The sequence below is a fragment of the Thermocrinis albus DSM 14484 genome, assembly GCF_000025605.1.
In the GTDB taxonomy this organism is placed as follows: domain Bacteria; phylum Aquificota; class Aquificia; order Aquificales; family Aquificaceae; genus Thermocrinis; species Thermocrinis albus.
This window is the reverse complement of sequence record NC_013894.1, coordinates 518651-536254: the sequence shown is the minus strand read 5'-3', so window position 1 is coordinate 536254 and position 17604 is coordinate 518651. Positions and strand designations below refer to the sequence as shown.

The 17604-nt window shown below is 47.2% G+C and carries 17 protein-coding genes and 1 tRNA gene; 9 read left to right on the top strand and 9 right to left on the bottom strand.

Features of this window, described 5'->3' with window-relative positions:
- Nucleotides 1–2 precede the first annotated feature (2 nt).
- From ndk to THAL_RS02750, 7 genes are read left to right on the top strand one after another with little or no spacing between them, the layout of a single operon-like run.
- Nucleotides 3–425 (top strand): nucleoside-diphosphate kinase, encoded by a 423-nt coding sequence (gene ndk / locus THAL_RS02780; protein ID WP_012991598.1) that lies wholly within the window; start codon nucleotides 3–5, stop codon nucleotides 423–425.
- 11 nt (nucleotides 426–436) lie between these two features.
- Nucleotides 437–1495: a threonine synthase gene (gene thrC / locus THAL_RS02775; protein WP_012991597.1), complete on the top strand. Its 1059-nt coding sequence runs from the start codon at nucleotides 437–439 to the stop codon at nucleotides 1493–1495.
- A gap of 34 nt (nucleotides 1496–1529) precedes the next feature.
- Nucleotides 1530–4544, top strand: a complete 3015-nt coding sequence (locus THAL_RS02770) for an efflux RND transporter permease subunit (protein ID WP_012991596.1) — start codon at nucleotides 1530–1532, stop codon at nucleotides 4542–4544.
- A 15-nt stretch (nucleotides 4545–4559) separates the two neighbouring features.
- The gene (locus THAL_RS02765) at nucleotides 4560–4817 is read left to right on the top strand and encodes a hypothetical protein (protein WP_012991595.1); all 258 of its coding nucleotides are present in this window, start codon (nucleotides 4560–4562) and stop codon (nucleotides 4815–4817) included.
- Complete coding sequence (locus THAL_RS02760) at nucleotides 4807–5553, top strand: LOG family protein (protein WP_012991594.1); 747 nt, start codon at nucleotides 4807–4809, stop codon at nucleotides 5551–5553. The genes THAL_RS02765 and THAL_RS02760 overlap by 11 nt, the downstream gene beginning before the upstream one ends.
- Nucleotides 5550–6707 (top strand): metallophosphoesterase family protein, encoded by a 1158-nt coding sequence (locus tag THAL_RS02755; protein ID WP_012991593.1) that lies wholly within the window; start codon nucleotides 5550–5552, stop codon nucleotides 6705–6707. Before THAL_RS02760 ends, THAL_RS02755 begins: the two co-directional genes overlap by 4 nt.
- Complete coding sequence (locus THAL_RS02750; RefSeq protein WP_012991592.1) at nucleotides 6688–9549, top strand: AAA family ATPase; 2862 nt, start codon at nucleotides 6688–6690, stop codon at nucleotides 9547–9549. The genes THAL_RS02755 and THAL_RS02750 overlap by 20 nt, the downstream gene beginning before the upstream one ends.
- On the opposite strand, the gene THAL_RS02745 is transcribed toward THAL_RS02750, so the two are convergent.
- The 9 genes from THAL_RS02745 to THAL_RS02705 are packed head-to-tail and all read right to left on the bottom strand — an operon-like array spanning nucleotide 9539 to nucleotide 16945.
- Nucleotides 9539–10039 carry a shikimate kinase gene (locus THAL_RS02745; RefSeq protein WP_012991591.1) on the bottom strand — a complete coding sequence of 167 codons (501 nt, stop codon included), beginning with the start codon at nucleotides 10037–10039 and terminating at the stop codon, nucleotides 9539–9541. The two genes, THAL_RS02750 and THAL_RS02745, sit on opposite strands and share 11 nt — an antisense overlap.
- Nucleotides 10029–10763 (bottom strand): cytochrome c biogenesis protein CcsA, encoded by a 735-nt coding sequence (gene ccsA / locus THAL_RS02740; protein WP_012991590.1) that lies wholly within the window; start codon nucleotides 10761–10763, stop codon nucleotides 10029–10031. The genes THAL_RS02745 and ccsA overlap by 11 nt, the downstream gene beginning before the upstream one ends.
- Before the next feature lie 5 nt (nucleotides 10764–10768).
- Nucleotides 10769–11206, bottom strand: a complete 438-nt coding sequence (locus THAL_RS02735) for a TlpA family protein disulfide reductase (RefSeq protein ID WP_012991589.1) — start codon at nucleotides 11204–11206, stop codon at nucleotides 10769–10771.
- Nucleotides 11203–12435, bottom strand: a complete 1233-nt coding sequence (gene thrC / locus THAL_RS02730; protein WP_012991588.1) for a threonine synthase — start codon at nucleotides 12433–12435, stop codon at nucleotides 11203–11205. Before thrC (THAL_RS02730) ends, THAL_RS02735 begins: the two co-directional genes overlap by 4 nt.
- Nucleotides 12436–12466: 31 nt before the next feature.
- Entirely contained in the window at nucleotides 12467–13015 is a 549-nt protein-coding gene (locus THAL_RS02725) for a hypothetical protein (RefSeq protein WP_012991587.1), read from the bottom strand.
- The gene (locus tag THAL_RS02720) at nucleotides 12999–14087 is read right to left on the bottom strand and encodes a tRNA (guanine(10)-N(2))-dimethyltransferase (protein ID WP_012991586.1); all 1089 of its coding nucleotides are present in this window, start codon (nucleotides 14085–14087) and stop codon (nucleotides 12999–13001) included. The genes THAL_RS02725 and THAL_RS02720 overlap by 17 nt, the downstream gene beginning before the upstream one ends.
- A complete protein-coding gene (gene hemE / locus THAL_RS02715; protein ID WP_012991585.1) occupies nucleotides 14081–15091 on the bottom strand; it encodes a uroporphyrinogen decarboxylase in 1011 nt (336 codons plus the stop codon). The genes THAL_RS02720 and hemE overlap by 7 nt, the downstream gene beginning before the upstream one ends.
- Entirely contained in the window at nucleotides 15088–15747 is a 660-nt protein-coding gene (gene aroD / locus THAL_RS02710; RefSeq protein WP_012991584.1) for a type I 3-dehydroquinate dehydratase, read from the bottom strand. Before aroD ends, hemE begins: the two co-directional genes overlap by 4 nt.
- A gap of 1 nt (nucleotide 15748) precedes the next feature.
- Nucleotides 15749–16945: an argininosuccinate synthase gene (locus THAL_RS02705; protein WP_012991583.1), complete on the bottom strand. Its 1197-nt coding sequence runs from the start codon at nucleotides 16943–16945 to the stop codon at nucleotides 15749–15751.
- 24 nt (nucleotides 16946–16969) lie between these two features.
- Here THAL_RS02705 and THAL_RS02700 point away from each other — a divergent pair.
- Nucleotides 16970–17053, top strand: a tRNA-Leu gene (locus THAL_RS02700).
- 14 nt (nucleotides 17054–17067) lie between these two features.
- Nucleotides 17068–17598, top strand: coding sequence for a dCTP deaminase (dcd, locus tag THAL_RS02695; protein ID WP_012991582.1), 531 nt, complete (start codon nucleotides 17068–17070; stop codon nucleotides 17596–17598).
- Nucleotides 17599–17604 lie beyond the last annotated feature (6 nt).

Here is a 17604-nt window from a genome sequence, read left to right as displayed (position 1 = left end):
ACATGGAAAGAACGCTGGTCATCATCAAACCCGATGCTGTGGAGAAAGGCGCTGTAGGTAAGATACTGGACCGATTCATAACGGAAGGCTTCAGGATAAGAGCCCTTAAGATGTTTAGGTTTACGGTGGAACAGGCCAGAGAGTTCTACGCGGTACACAAAGGGAGGCCTTTCTACAACGAGCTGGTGGAGTTCATGACCTCAGGACCAGTTGTGGCCATTCTGCTGGAAGGAGAAAACGCGGTAAAACGTGTGAGGGAGATTATAGGACCTACCGACAGTGAGGAGGCAAGGCGCGTGGCACCTATGTCCATAAGAGCCCTGTTTGGTACCGATAAGGGCAAAAACGCTGTCCATGCTTCTGATTCGTTAGAGTCTGCAGCTTACGAAATCCCCTTTGTGTTCTCAAACCTTGAGCTGTGTTAAATTGATAACCGATGAACTGTTGGCAGGGCATAATACACAGGTACAGGGAGTTTCTGCCGGTATCTGACAAAACCCCCGTAGTCACCCTCTACGAAGGTAACACCCCCCTCATAAAGGCTGATAACTTAGCGCGCTTGGTGGGTTTTAGAGGAGAGCTCTATCTTAAGTACGAAGGACTCAACCCCACAGGTTCCTTTAAAGACAGAGGTATGACGGTGGCCATATCCAAGGCTTTGGAGGAGGGTAAGAGGGCTGTCATATGTGCCTCTACCGGTAACACTTCGGCATCCGCTGCCGCTTACGCCGCGAGGGCAGGATTAAAAGCTTACGTACTACTACCGAGAGGTGCCGTTGCTCTTGGAAAGCTTTCTCAAGCCGTTATGTACGGTGCCAAAGTGCTGGCTGTTAAGGGTACTTTTGACGATGCCTTGTACATTGTACGAAAGATAGGGCAGATGTTGCCGGTAGAGGTGGTAAACTCTGTCAATCCTTACCGTATAGAGGGACAAAAGACAGCGGCTTTTGAGATATGCGACGCTCTGGGAGAGGCCCCCGATTACCATTTCTTGCCTGTAGGAAACGCAGGCAACATAACCGCCTACTGGAAAGGTTATAAAGAGTACTATCAGATGGGGAAGATAAGAAAGTTACCACGTATGATGGGATGGCAGGCAGAAGGTGCCGCTCCCATCGTAAAGGGATATCCCATCAAAAATCCACAGACTATAGCATCCGCCATAAGGATAGGGAATCCTTACAGTTGGCAGAGTGCTCTTGAGGCAGCTCAGGAGTCAGGTGGAAAAATAGATGCTGTAACAGATGAAGAGATCTTGTACGCTTACAAACTGGTGGCATCCACCGAAGGTGTATTCTGCGAGCCTGCTTCCGCAGCTTCTGTGGCAGGCTTTATAAAACTGGTGAGAGAGGGATTCTTCTCAGGAGGCGAGGTAGTGGTGTGTACCCTAACGGGTAACGGCCTCAAGGATCCTGACACAGCTCTTAAGGTGTGTGAGCAACCCACCAACGTGCCACCCGATGCGGAGGTGGTAGCCAAGTTCATAGAGATCTGACATACCGACCGGTCGGTCTGTTATAATAGGGGACATGTACAGGTTCTTCATACACAGGCCAGTCACTACTTGGATGTTCATGCTCTCCTTCATACTACTTGGGCTTTACTCCCTTAGAGGTATTCCTCTGGACAGACTCCCCGACGTAGATTTTCCTGTGGTATCTGTGGTCACTACCTATCCGGGAGCTGATCCCTACGTGGTGGACGTAAATGTGACCCGTGTTATAGAAGACCAACTGGCTACCATAAACGGGATAGAAGCCATCACCTCTCAGAGTTTTGCAGGTACTTCTCGCATAACTGTTACCTTCTCTCTGGAGAAAGATATAGACGTGGCTGCTCAAGAGGTGAGGGACGCTGTTCAGAGGGCCATGAAACAGCTCCCACCCGGTGTTGATCCTCCGGTGGTGAGAAAGGTGGACACCTCCTTGGCACCCGTTTTGGCAGTTTTACTTCACTCTCCTACAGCGGACTATCAGACTCTGGCCTACTGGGCCGACAAAGTTATAAAGAGAGAGTTTGAGAGGATATCGGGTGTTGGTCAGGTGGATTTGGGAGGGTTTAGAGATAACGTCATGTGGGTCAGAATAGACCCAGAAAAGCTTTACGGAAGACAGTTGGCGGTTACGGATGTTTTGGAAGCCATTCAAAAAAACTATCTGGATGCACCTGCTGGTGCTATCTACGGCACTAAAAGGGACTACATACTGCGCCTCTATGGAAAAGCTAGGGATTCCAAAGAATTAGAGGAGATCTTCATAACGCCCAACGTACGTTTGGGAGATGTAGGGTACGCTTACTTCGGTGAAGATGAGAAGAGGGGTATGGCTCGTTTTATGGGAGAGCAAGCCATAGCTATCGTCATATACAAGCAATCCAAGACCAACACTGTGGCAACAGTAGATGCCGTCAAAGCCAAGATGGAAGAACTGAGTCGCCAGCTGCCCCCTGGCCTTCGCATGGATATCACCTTTGACTCCAGTGTTTTCGTTAAAGACAGTGTGAAGGCAGCTATAGAGGAGATAGTAATAGGAAGCTTACTTACCGCGCTGGTAGTTTACGTGTTTTTAGGTAGACTTAGGCTGACACTAGTACCCGTATTTGCCATACCTGTGACCCTTTTAGGAACAGTCTTTCTCCTCAGAGAACTTGGACTTTCCTTAAACACCTTTACTTTGCTGGCCCTTGCGGTAGCTGTGGGGATAGTGATAGACGACGCTATAGTGGTGCTGGAAAGTATATACAGGAGGAGGGAGGAAGGCTTAGAACCACTGCAGGCGGGAGAGATAGGAACACGTATCGTCATCTTTGCCCTTTTGGCGTCTACCGCCTCCTTGGTAATAGTGTTCCTACCTGTCATTTTCCTTAAGGGTGTTGTAGGTAAGCTTTTTGGCAACTTTGCTCTAACGTTGGTGCTTGCCATAGCTCTATCTTACATAGTGGCTGTCAGTTTTACACCTATGGCTGTCTCTCGCTTGGTGAAAGAGAAAGGAGAGGAAAACCTCTTTGTGAAGTTGTACGCTTCCTTTGAGGAGCGTTTTGACAGCTGGCTAAGATGGTCCTTAGATCACAAGATAACGGTCCTTTTACTGTCCGCTGTAGCGGTGGGTGTAGGCTTTGTGTTTCTCCGAATGACACCAAAGGAGTTCTTTCCTCTTGTAGATGAGGGTAGGTTCCTGGTGCGCTTTGAGACACCTGTAGGTTCCTCCTTTGATTACACCGAAAGTAAGGCTCGCCAGATAGAGGATATTCTAAAGAAGAATCCTTACGTGGATAGGTTCGGTATGGCTCTAGGTCAAGGGGTGGCTGGTAGGCCGGACGTCAACGGTGGACTTGCCTTCGTCTATCTCAAGGACAGAAGTGAGAGACCTCACCAAAAGGTAATTATGGAACAACTGAGAAAGCAGTTCTCCTCCCTGAAGGATGTGAGGGTAAGTGTGGAGAGTGCCGGGATAATAGGCCCCGCAGGAGGAAGACAGGTGGATATTCAATACGTAATAAAGGGACCTGACCTGCAGGAGCTACAGAGGTTGGCAGACAGTATGGTGGCCTATTTTAAAAACAGGAAAGGTTACAGAGACGTGGATACAGATCTCAGACTCAACGAGCCTCAGGTGAGGATATATCCTGACAGGGAAAAACTGAGGGATCTGGGAGTTCCTCTAGAACAAGTCTCTGCCACCTTAAACGCCCTGTTGGGAAAACTAAAACTGGGAACCTATGAGCTGGGTGCCGAGAGCTACGATCTTTACGTTAAAGCAACTCCCGAGTTTATAACCAACGTGGACAACCTCAAAAAGGTATTCGTCAGGTCTATGAATGGATCCCTAGTACCTCTTACAGAGGTAGTGGGTATAGAAGAGGCAACAGGATATCACGTAGTGAACAGATATAACAGACAGTACTCCTTCAGTTTCTTCGCTAATTTGGAAGGTAAACCTTTAGGAAGTGCGGTGCAGGAGGTAGAAGATTGGCTTCGGCAGAATCTTCCTCCTGGTTATACTTTTGAGCCTGCGGGACAAGCCAAGGAATTTGCCAGAGCTTTTCGGGGAATGGGTTTAGCGCTTTTCGTGGCTCTCTTAGGCGTTTACATGGTGCTGGCATCTCTTTTTGAGAGTTATAGATACCCCCTCATAGTGCTTCTCATGGTACCTTTGGCGGTGATGGGCTCTTTTGGACTTCTTCTTGTAAGCGGAACATCCCTCAGTGTTCCTTCTTACTTTGGCATAATACTCCTTGTGGGTATTATAGTGAGAGACGCGGTGTTGTTTATAGAGCGGATAATACAGCTACAGACAGAAGGGCTTCCTGTTAGGGAAGCTATTCTTCAGGCAAGGCGAGAGAGACTAAGACCCATCCTTATGACTACCCTCACGGTAGTGGCCTCTTTAACGCCTGTGGCTTTGGGACTAACGGCGGGGTCCGAGTTGAGAAAACCCCTCGCCCTTGCGGTGATAGGAGGAATATTTTCGGGACTTCCCCTCAGTTTGTTCCTTCTACCCGTCCTGTACGAGATTACCAGCAGAAAGGTAAGGTATAATAGGTGAGGAGGAGGTACTGTCATGAGGAGAATGTTGGCCTACCTGTTGGTGGCTACACTGGGGCTCTTCTCAGCATCCGTAGACAGTTATGCCAAAGCTCACCGCCACAAGGTGGTGAAACACCACCACCATAAGGTGAAGGTGAGTTATAAGTATAAGTATAAGAAGAAACACAAAAAGTTTGTAAAGAGGGTCCGTTACTCCCATAACATTAACAAGCCTCAGGAAGGCGAACTGTTAAAACTGGAGGGTATGGTAAAGGACATAAATGAACAGTAAGAAGTTACGTCTTATAGAAGAGCTTAAGATAAAACAGGGGGACACGTGGCGTGTCCTCAAGATAATGAGCGAGTTTGTGGAGGGGTTTGATCAACTATCCAACGTAGGCCCTGCCGTTACCTTCTTCGGAAGCTCCAGGATGAAGGAAGATAACGTCTATTACAAACATGCCTACAGAACAGCTTTTATGTTGGGAAAGCTGGGCTTTCATATCATCACAGGAGGGGGACCAGGTATAATGGAAGCGGCCAACAGAGGAGCCTACGACGCTGGAACTGTGTCGGTAGGACTCAACATAGAGATACCTACTGAGCAGAAACCCAACAGATACCAGACTATCTCCTTGACCTTCGATTACTTCTTTGTCAGAAAAGTGATGCTTCTAAGGTACTCTATGGCTTATGTGATATTTCCCGGAGGTTTTGGTACCTTTGACGAACTTTTTGAGGCTCTTACCCTCATTCAAACAGGCAAAAGTCATCCCTTTCCCATAATTCTGTATGGTCCCGAATTCTGGACACCCCTTCTTAAGTACATGGAGGAAGTTATGGTTAAGTTTGGCACCATAGATGAGGAGGATCTCCAGCTGGTAAAACTGGCTCACGATCCGGACCAGGTGATATCCATAGTGCTCTCCACCGCAAAGGAGAACCTCAAGGTGCTGAAGGAGAAGGATCCCTTTGATCCGCTTGTTGAAAAGCTGGAAAAAGTACTGAAGTTGGCTAAGAAGTCATGAGGTTACTTCATATATCAGATCTGCACGCAGGCAAAACCATCAACCGTATCAGTAGAAACGAGGATCTTGAGTATGCCCTTGAGCAGGTTAAAAGTATCCTAAAAGAAGAAAGAGTGGATATCCTCCTTATAGGCGGGGATATCTTCGACAAGTTCCCCATAGATGCAGATTCCAAGCATCTCATAATGGAGTTTCTTACGGATGTAGCTACCCACAGAGTGCATGTGGTTATGATAGCTGGGAATCATGACCCTTACGATAACATAAAGAGTTTCAAACCCCTTAGAAAACTGGCCAACATACATGCCTACGACAGGCCGGAGAAAGATGTAGAAAAGATAATCTTCCGGATAGAAGATCTGGCAATAGCCTGCGTACCCTACATCCACGAAAAAGTCATCACCAAGGCGGAGGAAACAGCAGGTAGAGATTACGCCCATAAGGTGAGCAACTACCTGCAGGCAGTGGCCCATGCGGTAAAAGATGCTCGTTACAGAATACTCCTTGCCCACCTCATGGTGGAAGGAGCTTCTTATACAGGAACGGAGAAGGAGTCATCTGTGAGCCCCTTTTACTCCATAAGGCCTGATCAGATACCCCCCGGTTTCCATTACGTGGCCTTAGGACACGTACATCGTCACCAACAGATAAAAGCAGCACCTTCTCTCACCTATTACTCAGGTAGCCTCTACCAGCTGGACTTTTCCGAAAAGGGAAACGACAAGTTTGCAAATTTAGTGGTACTGGAACAGGATGGAGTAAAGGTAGATCCCATAAAACTGGATATAAAACGTCCACTCTACGAAGTCACTGTACCCAAAGGCGAAAGTCCGGAGAGGGTTTTAGAACCTTTTAAAGACAAGCCTGGTCTCTTCAAGGTCATCTTAGAAAAAGATAGCAAGGAGGACTTCAGCATAGGTGTAAAGAAAGACCTTGTGCAGAGGATACTGGGTGAAAGGCTGGTGTGGGTCCAAATAAAAGATACCAGTGTCAGATGGGAGAAGGAGGTGCCGGAGCTCAGCACAGACCTTAACATTCTTTCTATGTACGATCAGTTTCATAAGCGTCTCCATGGTAAAGAAGCACCCATTTCTGTGAAGAAAACTTTAGCCTCCCTACTGGAGAGACTTCAGCATGAGACCCATCAGGCTTAAGCTAAAAAATTTCCGTATATTCCGAGGAGAACACGAGGTAGATTTTTCATGTTTGAACTTCTTCGTGATACAAGGAAGAACAGGATCCGGCAAATCCAGCATCGTAGATGCCATATGTTATGCCCTTTACGGTAGAGTGCCCAGAGAAGGAAGCAAGCCGGCCCACAGAAACGTCATATCTCGGGGAGAGTCACGTATGAGGGTGTTTTTAGAGTTTTCCGTAAAGGGTAAGCGTTACGCTGTGGAGAGGGTCTACAGCCAGGATAAGTCAGATGTTAGGTTTTACGAAGGTTCTAGGCCTCTCCCCCTTAAGGCGAAGGATGTGGAGAGCTACGTAGAGAATCTTTTAGGTCTCAGCTACGATGTGTTTACAAAAGTTTTGGTGCTTCCTCAAGGACAGTTTGACAGATTTTTGAAACCTTCAAAACCGGTAGAAAGAAGGGAAATACTCCACAAACTCATAGGTATAGAGGAGACAATAGAAGGACTAACAAGGCTCATAAAGGATGAGAAAGATAAAAGAAAGAAAGCAACAGAAGATCTGAAGGTTTACATAGAAAATTGCAGAAAAGAACTGGGATCCTTACCTGACCTTGAACAAAGAGAAAGAGAACTGAAGAAAGAGATAGAAGAGCTAAAAACCCGTAAGGAACTTTTAGAAAGTGAGTTAAGACAAGCAGAGGAAAGGGAAAGTTTACAGAAGGATCTACTGGATGTGGAAGAGCAGCTAACATCTCTCATAGAAAAAGAGGAAGAGATAAGAAGTCTGGAGGAGAAACTGAAGAGAGCTGAGGATCTGCGAGAGTACAAAGGTTACCTGGAACATTATGACAGGATTGAGGAGGATATAAAGAATAAGAAGAGGGAGTCCAACAAAAAGCAGAATGAGTTGGAAAAGTATAAACACGAGTATGATATAACCCTCCAGCTTTACCAAGAAGCAAAGAGAAAGTACGAACAGCTACCTGATATAGAAAGGGAGATAGAGGATCTTGTAGTGAAGATACAAAAAGCTGAACAAATGGATAAGTTAAAGGAGGATATGATTCGTACCAATAAGGAACTATTGGAGAGGGAAAAAGAGAAGGAAGAAAAACTTCGAAGGAAAAGTGAGCTGGAAGAAAGATTGGAAAAGGGTAAGAGGTTGTTAAAAGAGTGGGAAGAGGAGCTTAGATCTTTAGAGGGTACAGAAGGAGAGTATAAAAGGCTGGAGACACTCCAGCAAGATGTGAAGGAGTACGAGAAAAAAGAGAGAGAACTCAGTCAGATAGATGAGGTTCTCAGAAGTCTTGAGGAAGAGAAGAAAAACTTAGAAGGGGAGCTAAGTTCACTAAGAAGGAAAGAAGAGGAGTACCTTGTTCATAAGATTAGGAGTAACCTCAAAAAGGGCGACATCTGTCCAGTCTGTGGCCACGTAGTTGAGGAGGTTCACGCCGACCAGATAGACACCGATTACCGGGAGCTACGCGAGAAGATAGAGCATATTGCGGATAAGATCAGCAAACTTACAGAACAGATAGCTTCTCTTAAACAGAAAAAGGAAGAGTATAAAGGGAGACTGCAGACCATAAAGGAAAAGATAGGTACAACTACAGAAGGTTTTTGGGAGTTGTGGAGTAAAGTTCAGGAAAACTATAAAAAACTGCAGGAGCTCAGAGAAAAGTACATTAAGGGACAGACACGCTACGAAGAGCTCAGAAAAGAGTACGAGACTCTAACCCAAGAGATGGCGCGCCTTGACGAGAGGGTTAATCATCTTAAAACCAGAAAAGCTGAGCTAGAGAAGGAACTATCTGAACTTAGCGAGTTTGTAGGTGACGTCCCTTCCACCACCTACCTAAGAAATCAGAAAGAAGAACTGGAGATGAAGAAGAAGAAGGTAATAGATCGCTACGAAAAACTGAGGGAGGAGTTACAGGGAAAGGAAAACCTCCTTCAGATGACAAAAGTTGAGCTGGATACTTTGAGGAAAAGGCTAGAGGAGTTGGAAAGGGAGAAGTTGGATGTTGTAGGGAAGCTAAAACCTGTTTTAGAGAAATACTATCATCTTGACGAAGTTAAGAAGTTTATCATGTCTGAGGAAGAGATGAAAGAGGTGAGGGAAAAGATAGAGGAGTACAGAAACAGAAGAAGCCTTTTGGAAAAGAGAAAGGAAGAGCTGTATGAGAAACTGAGCTCTTTACCGCAGGTGAGGAGTAGCGTAGAGATAATCAAAGAGAAAGATGAGGTAGAAAAGGATTTGGAAGAAAAACAGCGTGAGTTGGGAGCTTTGGAAGAGAGGATAAACAGAGTCAAGAGTTTCAGTGTGGAGCTTAGGAGGAAGGAGGAGGAACTGAGATGTTTGATAGAAGAACTCGCAATTTATGAAAAGCTGGCGGAAGACTTTAGAAGCGACAGATTTCCTGACTTTATAGGTACCTACGTGATGGAGATAGTGGTTAATAGGGCTAATGAGTATCTGGAGAGGTTTTCGGGAGGAAGTTACTACTTTGTCTTGGAGGGTGGGGATCTTATGGTGAGAGACATGTCTTCGGGTCACACAAGGCCTGTAGAAACCCTAAGTGGTGGAGAAACCTTTTTGGCCAGTCTTGCTTTAGCCTTCGGCGTCAGTGACATAATATCCCAGAAGGCTCCCCTCGAAAGCCTCTTTATAGACGAAGGTTTTGGATCTCTGGACAGGGAAACGAGGGAAACCTTGGAAGGACCTTTTGAGAACATAAAGAGTAACAGTGGAAGACTGGTAGGCATCATAACACACCTGGAGGATATGGCGGAGAAGTTTGATCAGAGGATAGAGGTCATCAGAAGAGGTGACCGATCAGAAGTGAGAATCATCTGTTGAGAAAGCCAACAATCTCTTTCACGATGGAAGGAACATCTTTGGTGGCATCCAGGTGCAGATGTGCCTCTCTGTAAACCTCCTTTCTCTTTTGGTAGATGAGTTGTATTTCTTCTAAACTCTTTTTCAGAAGAGGTCTGTTTTCATCTCCTTTGCATCTCTCTAAAAACTCCTGAAAGGGTATATCTAGCCACACTACAAGACCTTTGTTCTTCATAAGCTCCATGGCCACAGGATTGGCACCTAAACCACCTCCTGTACTTATCACCAGTCTGTTCCTTTGGGAAAGCTGGGTGAGAACTTGTAACTCTAAGTTTCTGAAGTAGGCTTCACCTTTCTCCTGAAAAATACCTGCAACGGTGTTGTTCTCCTGTCTTTGTATCTCTTCGTCCACATCCACAAACTCCCATCCAAGGGTATGGGCCAGTTCTCTCCCTACGGTAGATTTCCCGCTACACATAAAACCCACCAGAAAAACGCGATTATACAGCATGTCTCACCAAGAAAAGGTTCATCATCATCAGTAATGTACCTATCAACAGGCCTATGGAGAACCTTTTGGGTGAGATTTTCTTCAGAAGGTTCATGTGAGACAAAAGGGCGTAGTAGAACCACAGGGCCAGGCTCGCCACCAGTTTGGGATCGTCTATCCAGTGTCTCCCAAAGTAACTTCTGGTCCATAGGCTTCCCAGTACCATAGTGAAGGTTAGCATCACAAAGGTGATGTTCACCGATATCTTCTCAGAGGATCTGAGGAGATCAAGAGGCATGAAAAGGGAAGGGCTTTTCTTTCTCTTGAGTTCCCACTCCAACAGCAAGCGAGTTGCTGCAAGGGTACCCCCTATAACGGCGGACACGTAGCTGATTACCGCCGTCATAACGTGTAGGGAGTAAAGGAGACTTCTGTAGGGAGACTGTTCGGCAGGGTAAGTGAGGAGGGTGGACATGAAACCCACCACACCCATCAGGTAGGGGAACCGTGCTATGTCTCTGAACTTTATCGACATAAGTAAAAACACGGCTACAGTTACGTTGCCTGCCACCGAGAGGACACCGTACAGGTTAGCATAGGGAAAACTCTTCAGCGTGTAAAAAAGCCGGATAAAGTAAAGAAGATACAAAGTGACACTCAATGTCAAAAGGAAGATGCCTAGTCTCCTCTGTATGAGGCCTGCCAAGAAGGACAGAAAGTACACCCCTAAGCACAGATCCAGCATGCAGGTTATTTTATAAAACTGTCGTAGGGTAATCCCGCGTAGATCTTTACCAGTCTTCCTCTCTCGTCAAAGAAAAAGGTGGAAGGGAGAAAGGTTATGGTGTAGTACTCGGAGATCTTCACCTCAGGATCCACCAGGGTGATAAAGCTGGGTTTTAAGCCCAGAGAAAGGTAGCTTTGGGATACAGCGGCAGGGTCCATGGCTATGGCATAAGAGATAACGGTGAGATCTTTTCTCCGCTGTGCCAGCTCATGGAGAAGGGAAAGCTGGGTGGCGTGTCCGGCACATGTTCTACTCCATACGTAGAGGATAACTGGTCTTCCCCTGAAGGAGTCGAGATTTACCTGCCTGCCCTTTAGGTCCAGAACCTTGACGGGCGGCAGGGAGTCCTTAGGTGAGCAGGCCCAGAGAAACAAGAGGAAGAGAACCCAGAGCCTTTTCAAGGAACCCTCACCAGTATCTTGTCCCTGAAATCTGCCAAAGTGGGTTTTATCCTAACCACATCCTTCAGATGCCCTTCCAGAACTTCCATTGTTTTGTACCCGTTGCCTGTTATGTAAACCACCACCACTTCGTCGGGTCTAAAAACACCTCTTTGAGCCAGTTTCTTGAGAACAGCTACGGTGGTACCACCTGCCGTTTCTGTAAATATTCCTTCTGTTTCAGCAAGGAGCTTGATACCCTCTATGATCTCTTCGTCGGTAGCTGTTTCCCACTCTCCACCGCTCTCTCTGGTAACGGCGAGAGCATATATACCATCAGCTGGGTTGCCTATAGCTATGGACTTGGCTATAGTGTTGGGTTTTACAGGTTTTATGTAGTCTCTCCCCTCCTTCCACGCTTGAGCTATGGGGGAACATCCCTCCGCTTGAGCGCCGTAGACACGGGGAAGTTTTCCGTCTATTAGACCCACCATGCGCAGCTCTTTAAATCCTTTCCATATCTTGGTGACTAAGGAACCAGAGGCAGCGGGAGCCACTACCGCATCGGGTGCACGCCAACCTAACTGTTCAGCCACCTCAAAGGCTAGGGTTTTAGAACCTTCCGCATAGTAGGGTCTTATGTTGATGTTAACAAAAGCCCAGTTAAGTTCGTTGGCTATCTCAGAGCATAGTCTGTTGACATCGTCGTAGTTACCTTCCACCGCCACCACCGTGGGGCTGTAGACAAGGCTACCGTATATCTTCTGGGTTTCCAGATTGGCAGGTATGAAAACGTAACAGTTAAGTCCGGCTTGTGCACTGTGGGCAGCCACCGAGTTGGCCAGATTACCTGTGGAAGCGCAAGCGGCAGTGTCAAATCCGAACTCCACCGCTTTGGAGAGAGCTACCGAAACTACTCGGTCTTTGAAGGAGAGGGTGGGGTGGTTCACCGAGTCGTCTTTTATGTAAAGCTCCTTAAGACCCAACACTTTACCCAGATTCTCCGCTTTCCTAAGGGGAGTGAAACCGGCTGTAAGTCCTACCTTAGGCTCCTCTACGGGAAGTAGATCTACGTATCTCCACAGACTCTTGGGACCTCTCTCTATCTTCTCCCTACTTACAGTATTCCTTATAAGATCGTAATCGTACTCCACCTCCAGCGGGCCGAAGCAGAACTCACACACGTGGATGGGCTCTGCAGGGTACTCTCTTCCACACTCTCTGCACCTGAGCCCCTTCACCTTTGCCATCTAACCACCTCCGTACCTTTCTTACAGAAATTTAAAAATTATATTCCTCCACGTAAAGGGAGAAGGTTTTAAGACCGAAGCGTCTCTTGAGCTCTCCCTTCACCATAAGGCGGAAAACTTCCTCGTCATTCTTAAAAGCCTTGTATTTCTTAAGAATATCCTTTTTCTCCTCCTGAGGGAGAATGTTCCAAAGGTGTTTGTAGACTTCTTTCTCCAGCTGGCGTAGGATAAGCTCCGCCTCCTCTTCCTTCCGGGGCTCTTCCACCTTCAGATCCTTCAGGTAAGTTCTTGCCAACTCCACTAACTCCCTGAACTTTTCCCTCCAGTCCTTCACAGGGACGCTACTTTTTGAGATCCGTTTCTTTAACTTCTCTATCTCTTTCATAGCGAAGTATATGGGTGTTTTGGGCCTTCTTTCCGGAGGTACATAGGAGAAGAAACGCTCCAGGCCTTCCTTTACCGCTTCGAAGGGATACCCCAAGTCCTCCAGGGTTTTGAGAAACCATATCTCCCTAGGAGACAGGAAAAAGACGCCTTTGATAGTCAGAATCCTTTCTCTCAGTTTAGCGTAGTAGCTCATGGATCCTTTTGAGAACCTCCACGTGAGGGAGAAGGGTTCTGAAACCTTCGTGACTTATGTGGGTACGCACTCCCTCCAACTTCCTTAGAAACTTCACCATGGGAGGCAGGTTGGATACCTTCAGGGCTCTTCCTATGGAACTCATGGTGTAGAAGCCTATGGACTGATGATTTGCCTCCTCCCTTATCCTCTTAAGTAGTCGGTTTGTCTCCTCCGATATAAGAATAGCACCTCTGTTTTTCCACATGTCCTCCACCAGATCCCTGTTCCACAGGGGACCTAACCAGAGGGGACCGGACCACAGAATTTTACTTCCACATACGGGGCATACCTTCCTTATGTTTTCCAAAAAGCTGCTTTCCCTGTAGAGACAGTTCTCACAGTAAAGAATATAACCGAGCTGCTGTACCACTTGATCCGTTCTCTTAGCTCCTATGTCTTTCTTAAAGAACACTCTCATGTGATGGCGGTAAGAGTAAGAGAAGATGGGGATAAAGGCATAATCGTGCTTTGCTCCTTCCTCCACCACCTTTTTTATAAGAATCCTTAAGCCTACTTCGTGATAAAACTCTGCCTTCAGAAGCGGCCTGCTGGCATATCTTCTCAAACAGGTGTGGGGATAAGTACCTGACAAGACAGAAGTATCGGTGGCGGTTACTGCCAAAACACCTCCACGTTTCACGGGAAATAGGGAAGATTCCAGAAAAGGTATAGGAGATCCGTAAGGATCTATATCCACATAATGACAGTTTCTTATCTCCCTCAAAAGAAGGGATGCGTCCTTACAGTGAATCTCCACGCGGGACATGTCTATCTGGTTAAGTTGGGCGTTCTGACGAAAGCTCTCTATGGCGGAAGGGTCAGCATCGTTGTATAAAACCTTAGCCACGTTGGGAAGTTCCAGTAGAGCTCTTATACTCCTCACACCACTGGCACCCATAGCATCACACACAACTATGTCATCTCCCAAAAGGAGCATGACCAAAAGGCTTAGATCTCGGTTAACTACCATGTAAGGGTTGTAGAACACACCCTCCCTGAGCTGAAGGAGAGCCTTCCCTTCCCTTACCATGAGAAGCTCTTTACAGTGTTCACCAAGAGCTTTACCTTGTTAAGATCCATGTCAGGAGAAAGACCATGTCCCAGGTTGAAGATGTAACGGGTACTTCTGGGAACTTTTTGCAAAAGTCCACGCGTTTTTTCTATTATTACATCTTCCTCACAGTACAGAAGGGAAGGATCCATGTTACCCTGGAAGGTGAGATGAGGCGCTCGTTTCATCCACCCAATCATATCCACCGTCCAGTCTACCGACACAGCATCCAACTTCTCTCCTTCCAGAGCCTCCAAGAAGGAAGAAGAACCCCTGAAGAAGTATATGATGGGTACTTGGGTTTTTTCCTTTACCTGCATCACGAGACGTAAGAGCCATCTTTTGTAGTTTTCGAAGTCCTCAAAGGGAAGGTAAGAGATCCAGGTATCAAAGATCTGGAGAACATCGGCACCTGCCTTAGCCTGTCCCACCAAGTAGTGGGTCAGCGTTTCCACCAGAAGGTTCATAAGATGTTCCCATTCATCCTTTCTGTTCCACATAAAGGTCTTGGTTTTTTTCAAAGTACTACTGGAGCCACCTTCTATTATGTAAGAGGCCAGTGTGAAAGGTCCACCGCAGAAGCCTATGACGGGAACTTCTTTCTGTAACCTCTTAACTTCTTCTATTATTTCTCCTACAAAGGAAACCTCCCGAAAGGAAGGGACCCTTAAGTTTTTTACCTCTCCATCCCACTCCAGAGAAGGTCCCTCTCCGTCTTTGAAGGATACCTTTACTCCCATAGGTTCTAGGGGGATGAGAATGTCGGAAAAGATAATGATGGCATCCACTCCCAGTAGATGTAGAGGCAGTAGAGAAACCTCGGTGGCCAGTTTTACGTCTTTACAGAAGGTGAGAAAATCCGGAGCTTTGTTACGTAGCTCCCTGTACTGGGGCATGTACCTTCCTGCTTGTCTCATCAACCATACGGGGAAACGCTTTATGGGTTCTCCCTTTATGCTCTGAAGGAGTAAAGGGTTCTTCATGACCGTCTTCCGTAGAATATCTCTCTGAGGCGCACCATCTCCTCGAGAGGTAACTGTCCCTCGGCAGTGGCCTTACCGAGAAAGGCGTAGGTTATGACACTACCAAAGACGAAAGCCGCCAGTCGGGAGATCTTACCGTAGGATCCCATAGCTATTAGGATCTTTTCACCTTCCTCTTGACTGCCGGCACAAAGTAGTCTGGCCACATCGGTGTAAGATTCTGCCTTTACCGCTATCTTGACAATGTGAGCTCCCCATCTTCTTGCTTCCCTTATGGTTTCCTTCAAAATCCAACCTGCAGGAGTTCTCTCAAAGTTGTGATAGGAGATAATGAGTTTCTTACCTGCTGACAGTACCGTGTTCCTTACCTGAGGAAGGATGTCCAAAGATGTCAACTCTATGTCTGTGTAATCGCTGAAAGGTGAGAGTTTCTCAAAAAGCTCCAGCCTGTTGGGTAGATCTCTTCCTCCTTCACGGGCACTCCTTACCGTCAGTATGGTCCCCAGTCCAAGACGGTGAGCCTCTTCCAAAACAGTGAGGGCTCTGTCCACGGTGGGTGACTCCATCAGGTCCACCCTGAGCTCTATCAGATCGGCACCTTTCTCCTTACACTCTTTCAGAGGTTCTAAAGATGTAACCGGCACCGCTATGAGCATGTTATCTCCTCACTCTTCCTAAGACGCGCAGAGGAAGACCGAATACTTTGGTAAACTGAGCTCCCGCTCTGTGATCAAAAGCATCCTTTTCAGAGTAAGTGGCCAAGTCCTCTACGTATAGGGAGTTGGGAGACCACCTTCCCACTACGGTCACGCTTCCCTTAAAGAGTTTAAGTCTTACCTTTCCGTTCACCCATTGGGCCAAGTTTTCGGTGAAGGCATCAAGAGCTTCACGGAGCGGTGTAAACCACAGTCCTTCGTATACCAGCTTGGCGTACTGATGGGGGACATGTTGCAAAAAGTAGTGGTAAGTGAAACGATCCAGCACAAGGGAGAGAAGATCCCTGTAAGCTTCGTACAGAACCGTGGCACCGGGAGCTTCGTACACCTCCCTACTCTTTATACCCACCAGCCTGTTCTCCACCATGTCTATCCTACCCACACCGTGCCTTCCGGCTATCGTGTTGAGGTCCGCTATCAGTTCCCATAACTGGGAGTATCGCTTCCCGTTAATAGCAACGGGCACTCCTTTCTCCCACTCCAGTTCTATATACTGAGGTTCTTCGGGAGCCTTCCTAGGATCCACCGTTAGTTCAAAGGCATCTTCCGGCGGTTCCTGCCAAGGATCTTCCAGAGGACCACACTCTATGGACACACCCCAAAGGTTCTTGTCTATGGAGTAAGGTTTCTCTTTGGTCACCTTAACAGGTATGCTATGCCGTAACGCGTACTCCACCTCCTCTTCTCTTGACTTAAACTCCCACTCTCTGACGGGAGCGAGGACCTCTATGTGGGGAGCCAGGGCCCAAACAGACAGTTCGAACCTTACCTGATCGTTACCTTTCCCTGTAGAACCGTGAGCCACGTAATGAGCGGAGAGCTTTTGGGCATACTCTACCAGTTTGCTAGCTATGAGAGGCCTGGATAAGCTGGCGGTCAGAGGATACTTACCTTCGTAAAGGGCCAGAGCTCTCAAAGTGGGCAGGCAGTAGTTCCTTGCGAACTCTTCCTTTAGGTCTTCCACTATGGCCTCCACAGCACCCGAGTCTTTAGCTTTTTGGGGTATCTCGGAGAGCTCCTCACCTTGGCCTACGTCAGCGGTGTAGGTAATAACCTCGTAACCTCTCTCGGTGAGCCAGCGCACTATGACTGACGTGTCCAAACCACCTGAGTAAGCAAGTATCACCCTTTTTGGCATGAGGTATAATTTTACCATCAACGCGGGGGTGTGGCGGAACTGGCAGACGCAGGGGACTTAAAATCCCCGGCCCGAAAGGGCGTGAGGGTTCGAGTCCCTCCACCCCCATTGGAGAAGGTAAGGTGATTCTCAGCGATGCTACCATAAAGGAGCTCATAGAAAGGGGAGAGCTTAAGGTAGATCCTTACGAAGAAAAGAACATACAGGCATCTTCCATAGACCTCCGTCTGGGAGACCAGCTGGTGTTTTACAGGGCAAAGGTGATAGATCCCAAGGAGCCTGTGACGGAGATAGAGATAATACATATCCCGCCGGAGGGAGTTCTGATAGAGCCTAAGACTTTCCTGCTGGCTACCACTATGGAGTATATAAAACTGCCAGACTATCTGACCGCCTTTGTGGAAGGAAGATCCTCCTTAGGGAGACTGGGTCTCTTCATAGAGAACGCAGGATGGGTGGATGCAGGTTTTGAAGGGCAGATAACCTTAGAACTTTATAACGCCAGTAACTGCGCCATAAAACTCTATCCGGGTATGAGAATATGTCAAATAGTACTAGCTCGCTTAGACAGACCTGCTGAGAAACCTTACAGAGGCAAGTACATAGGTCAGAAAGGAGTTGTACCATCCCGCATCCATATGGATTTTGTGTAGTATAAT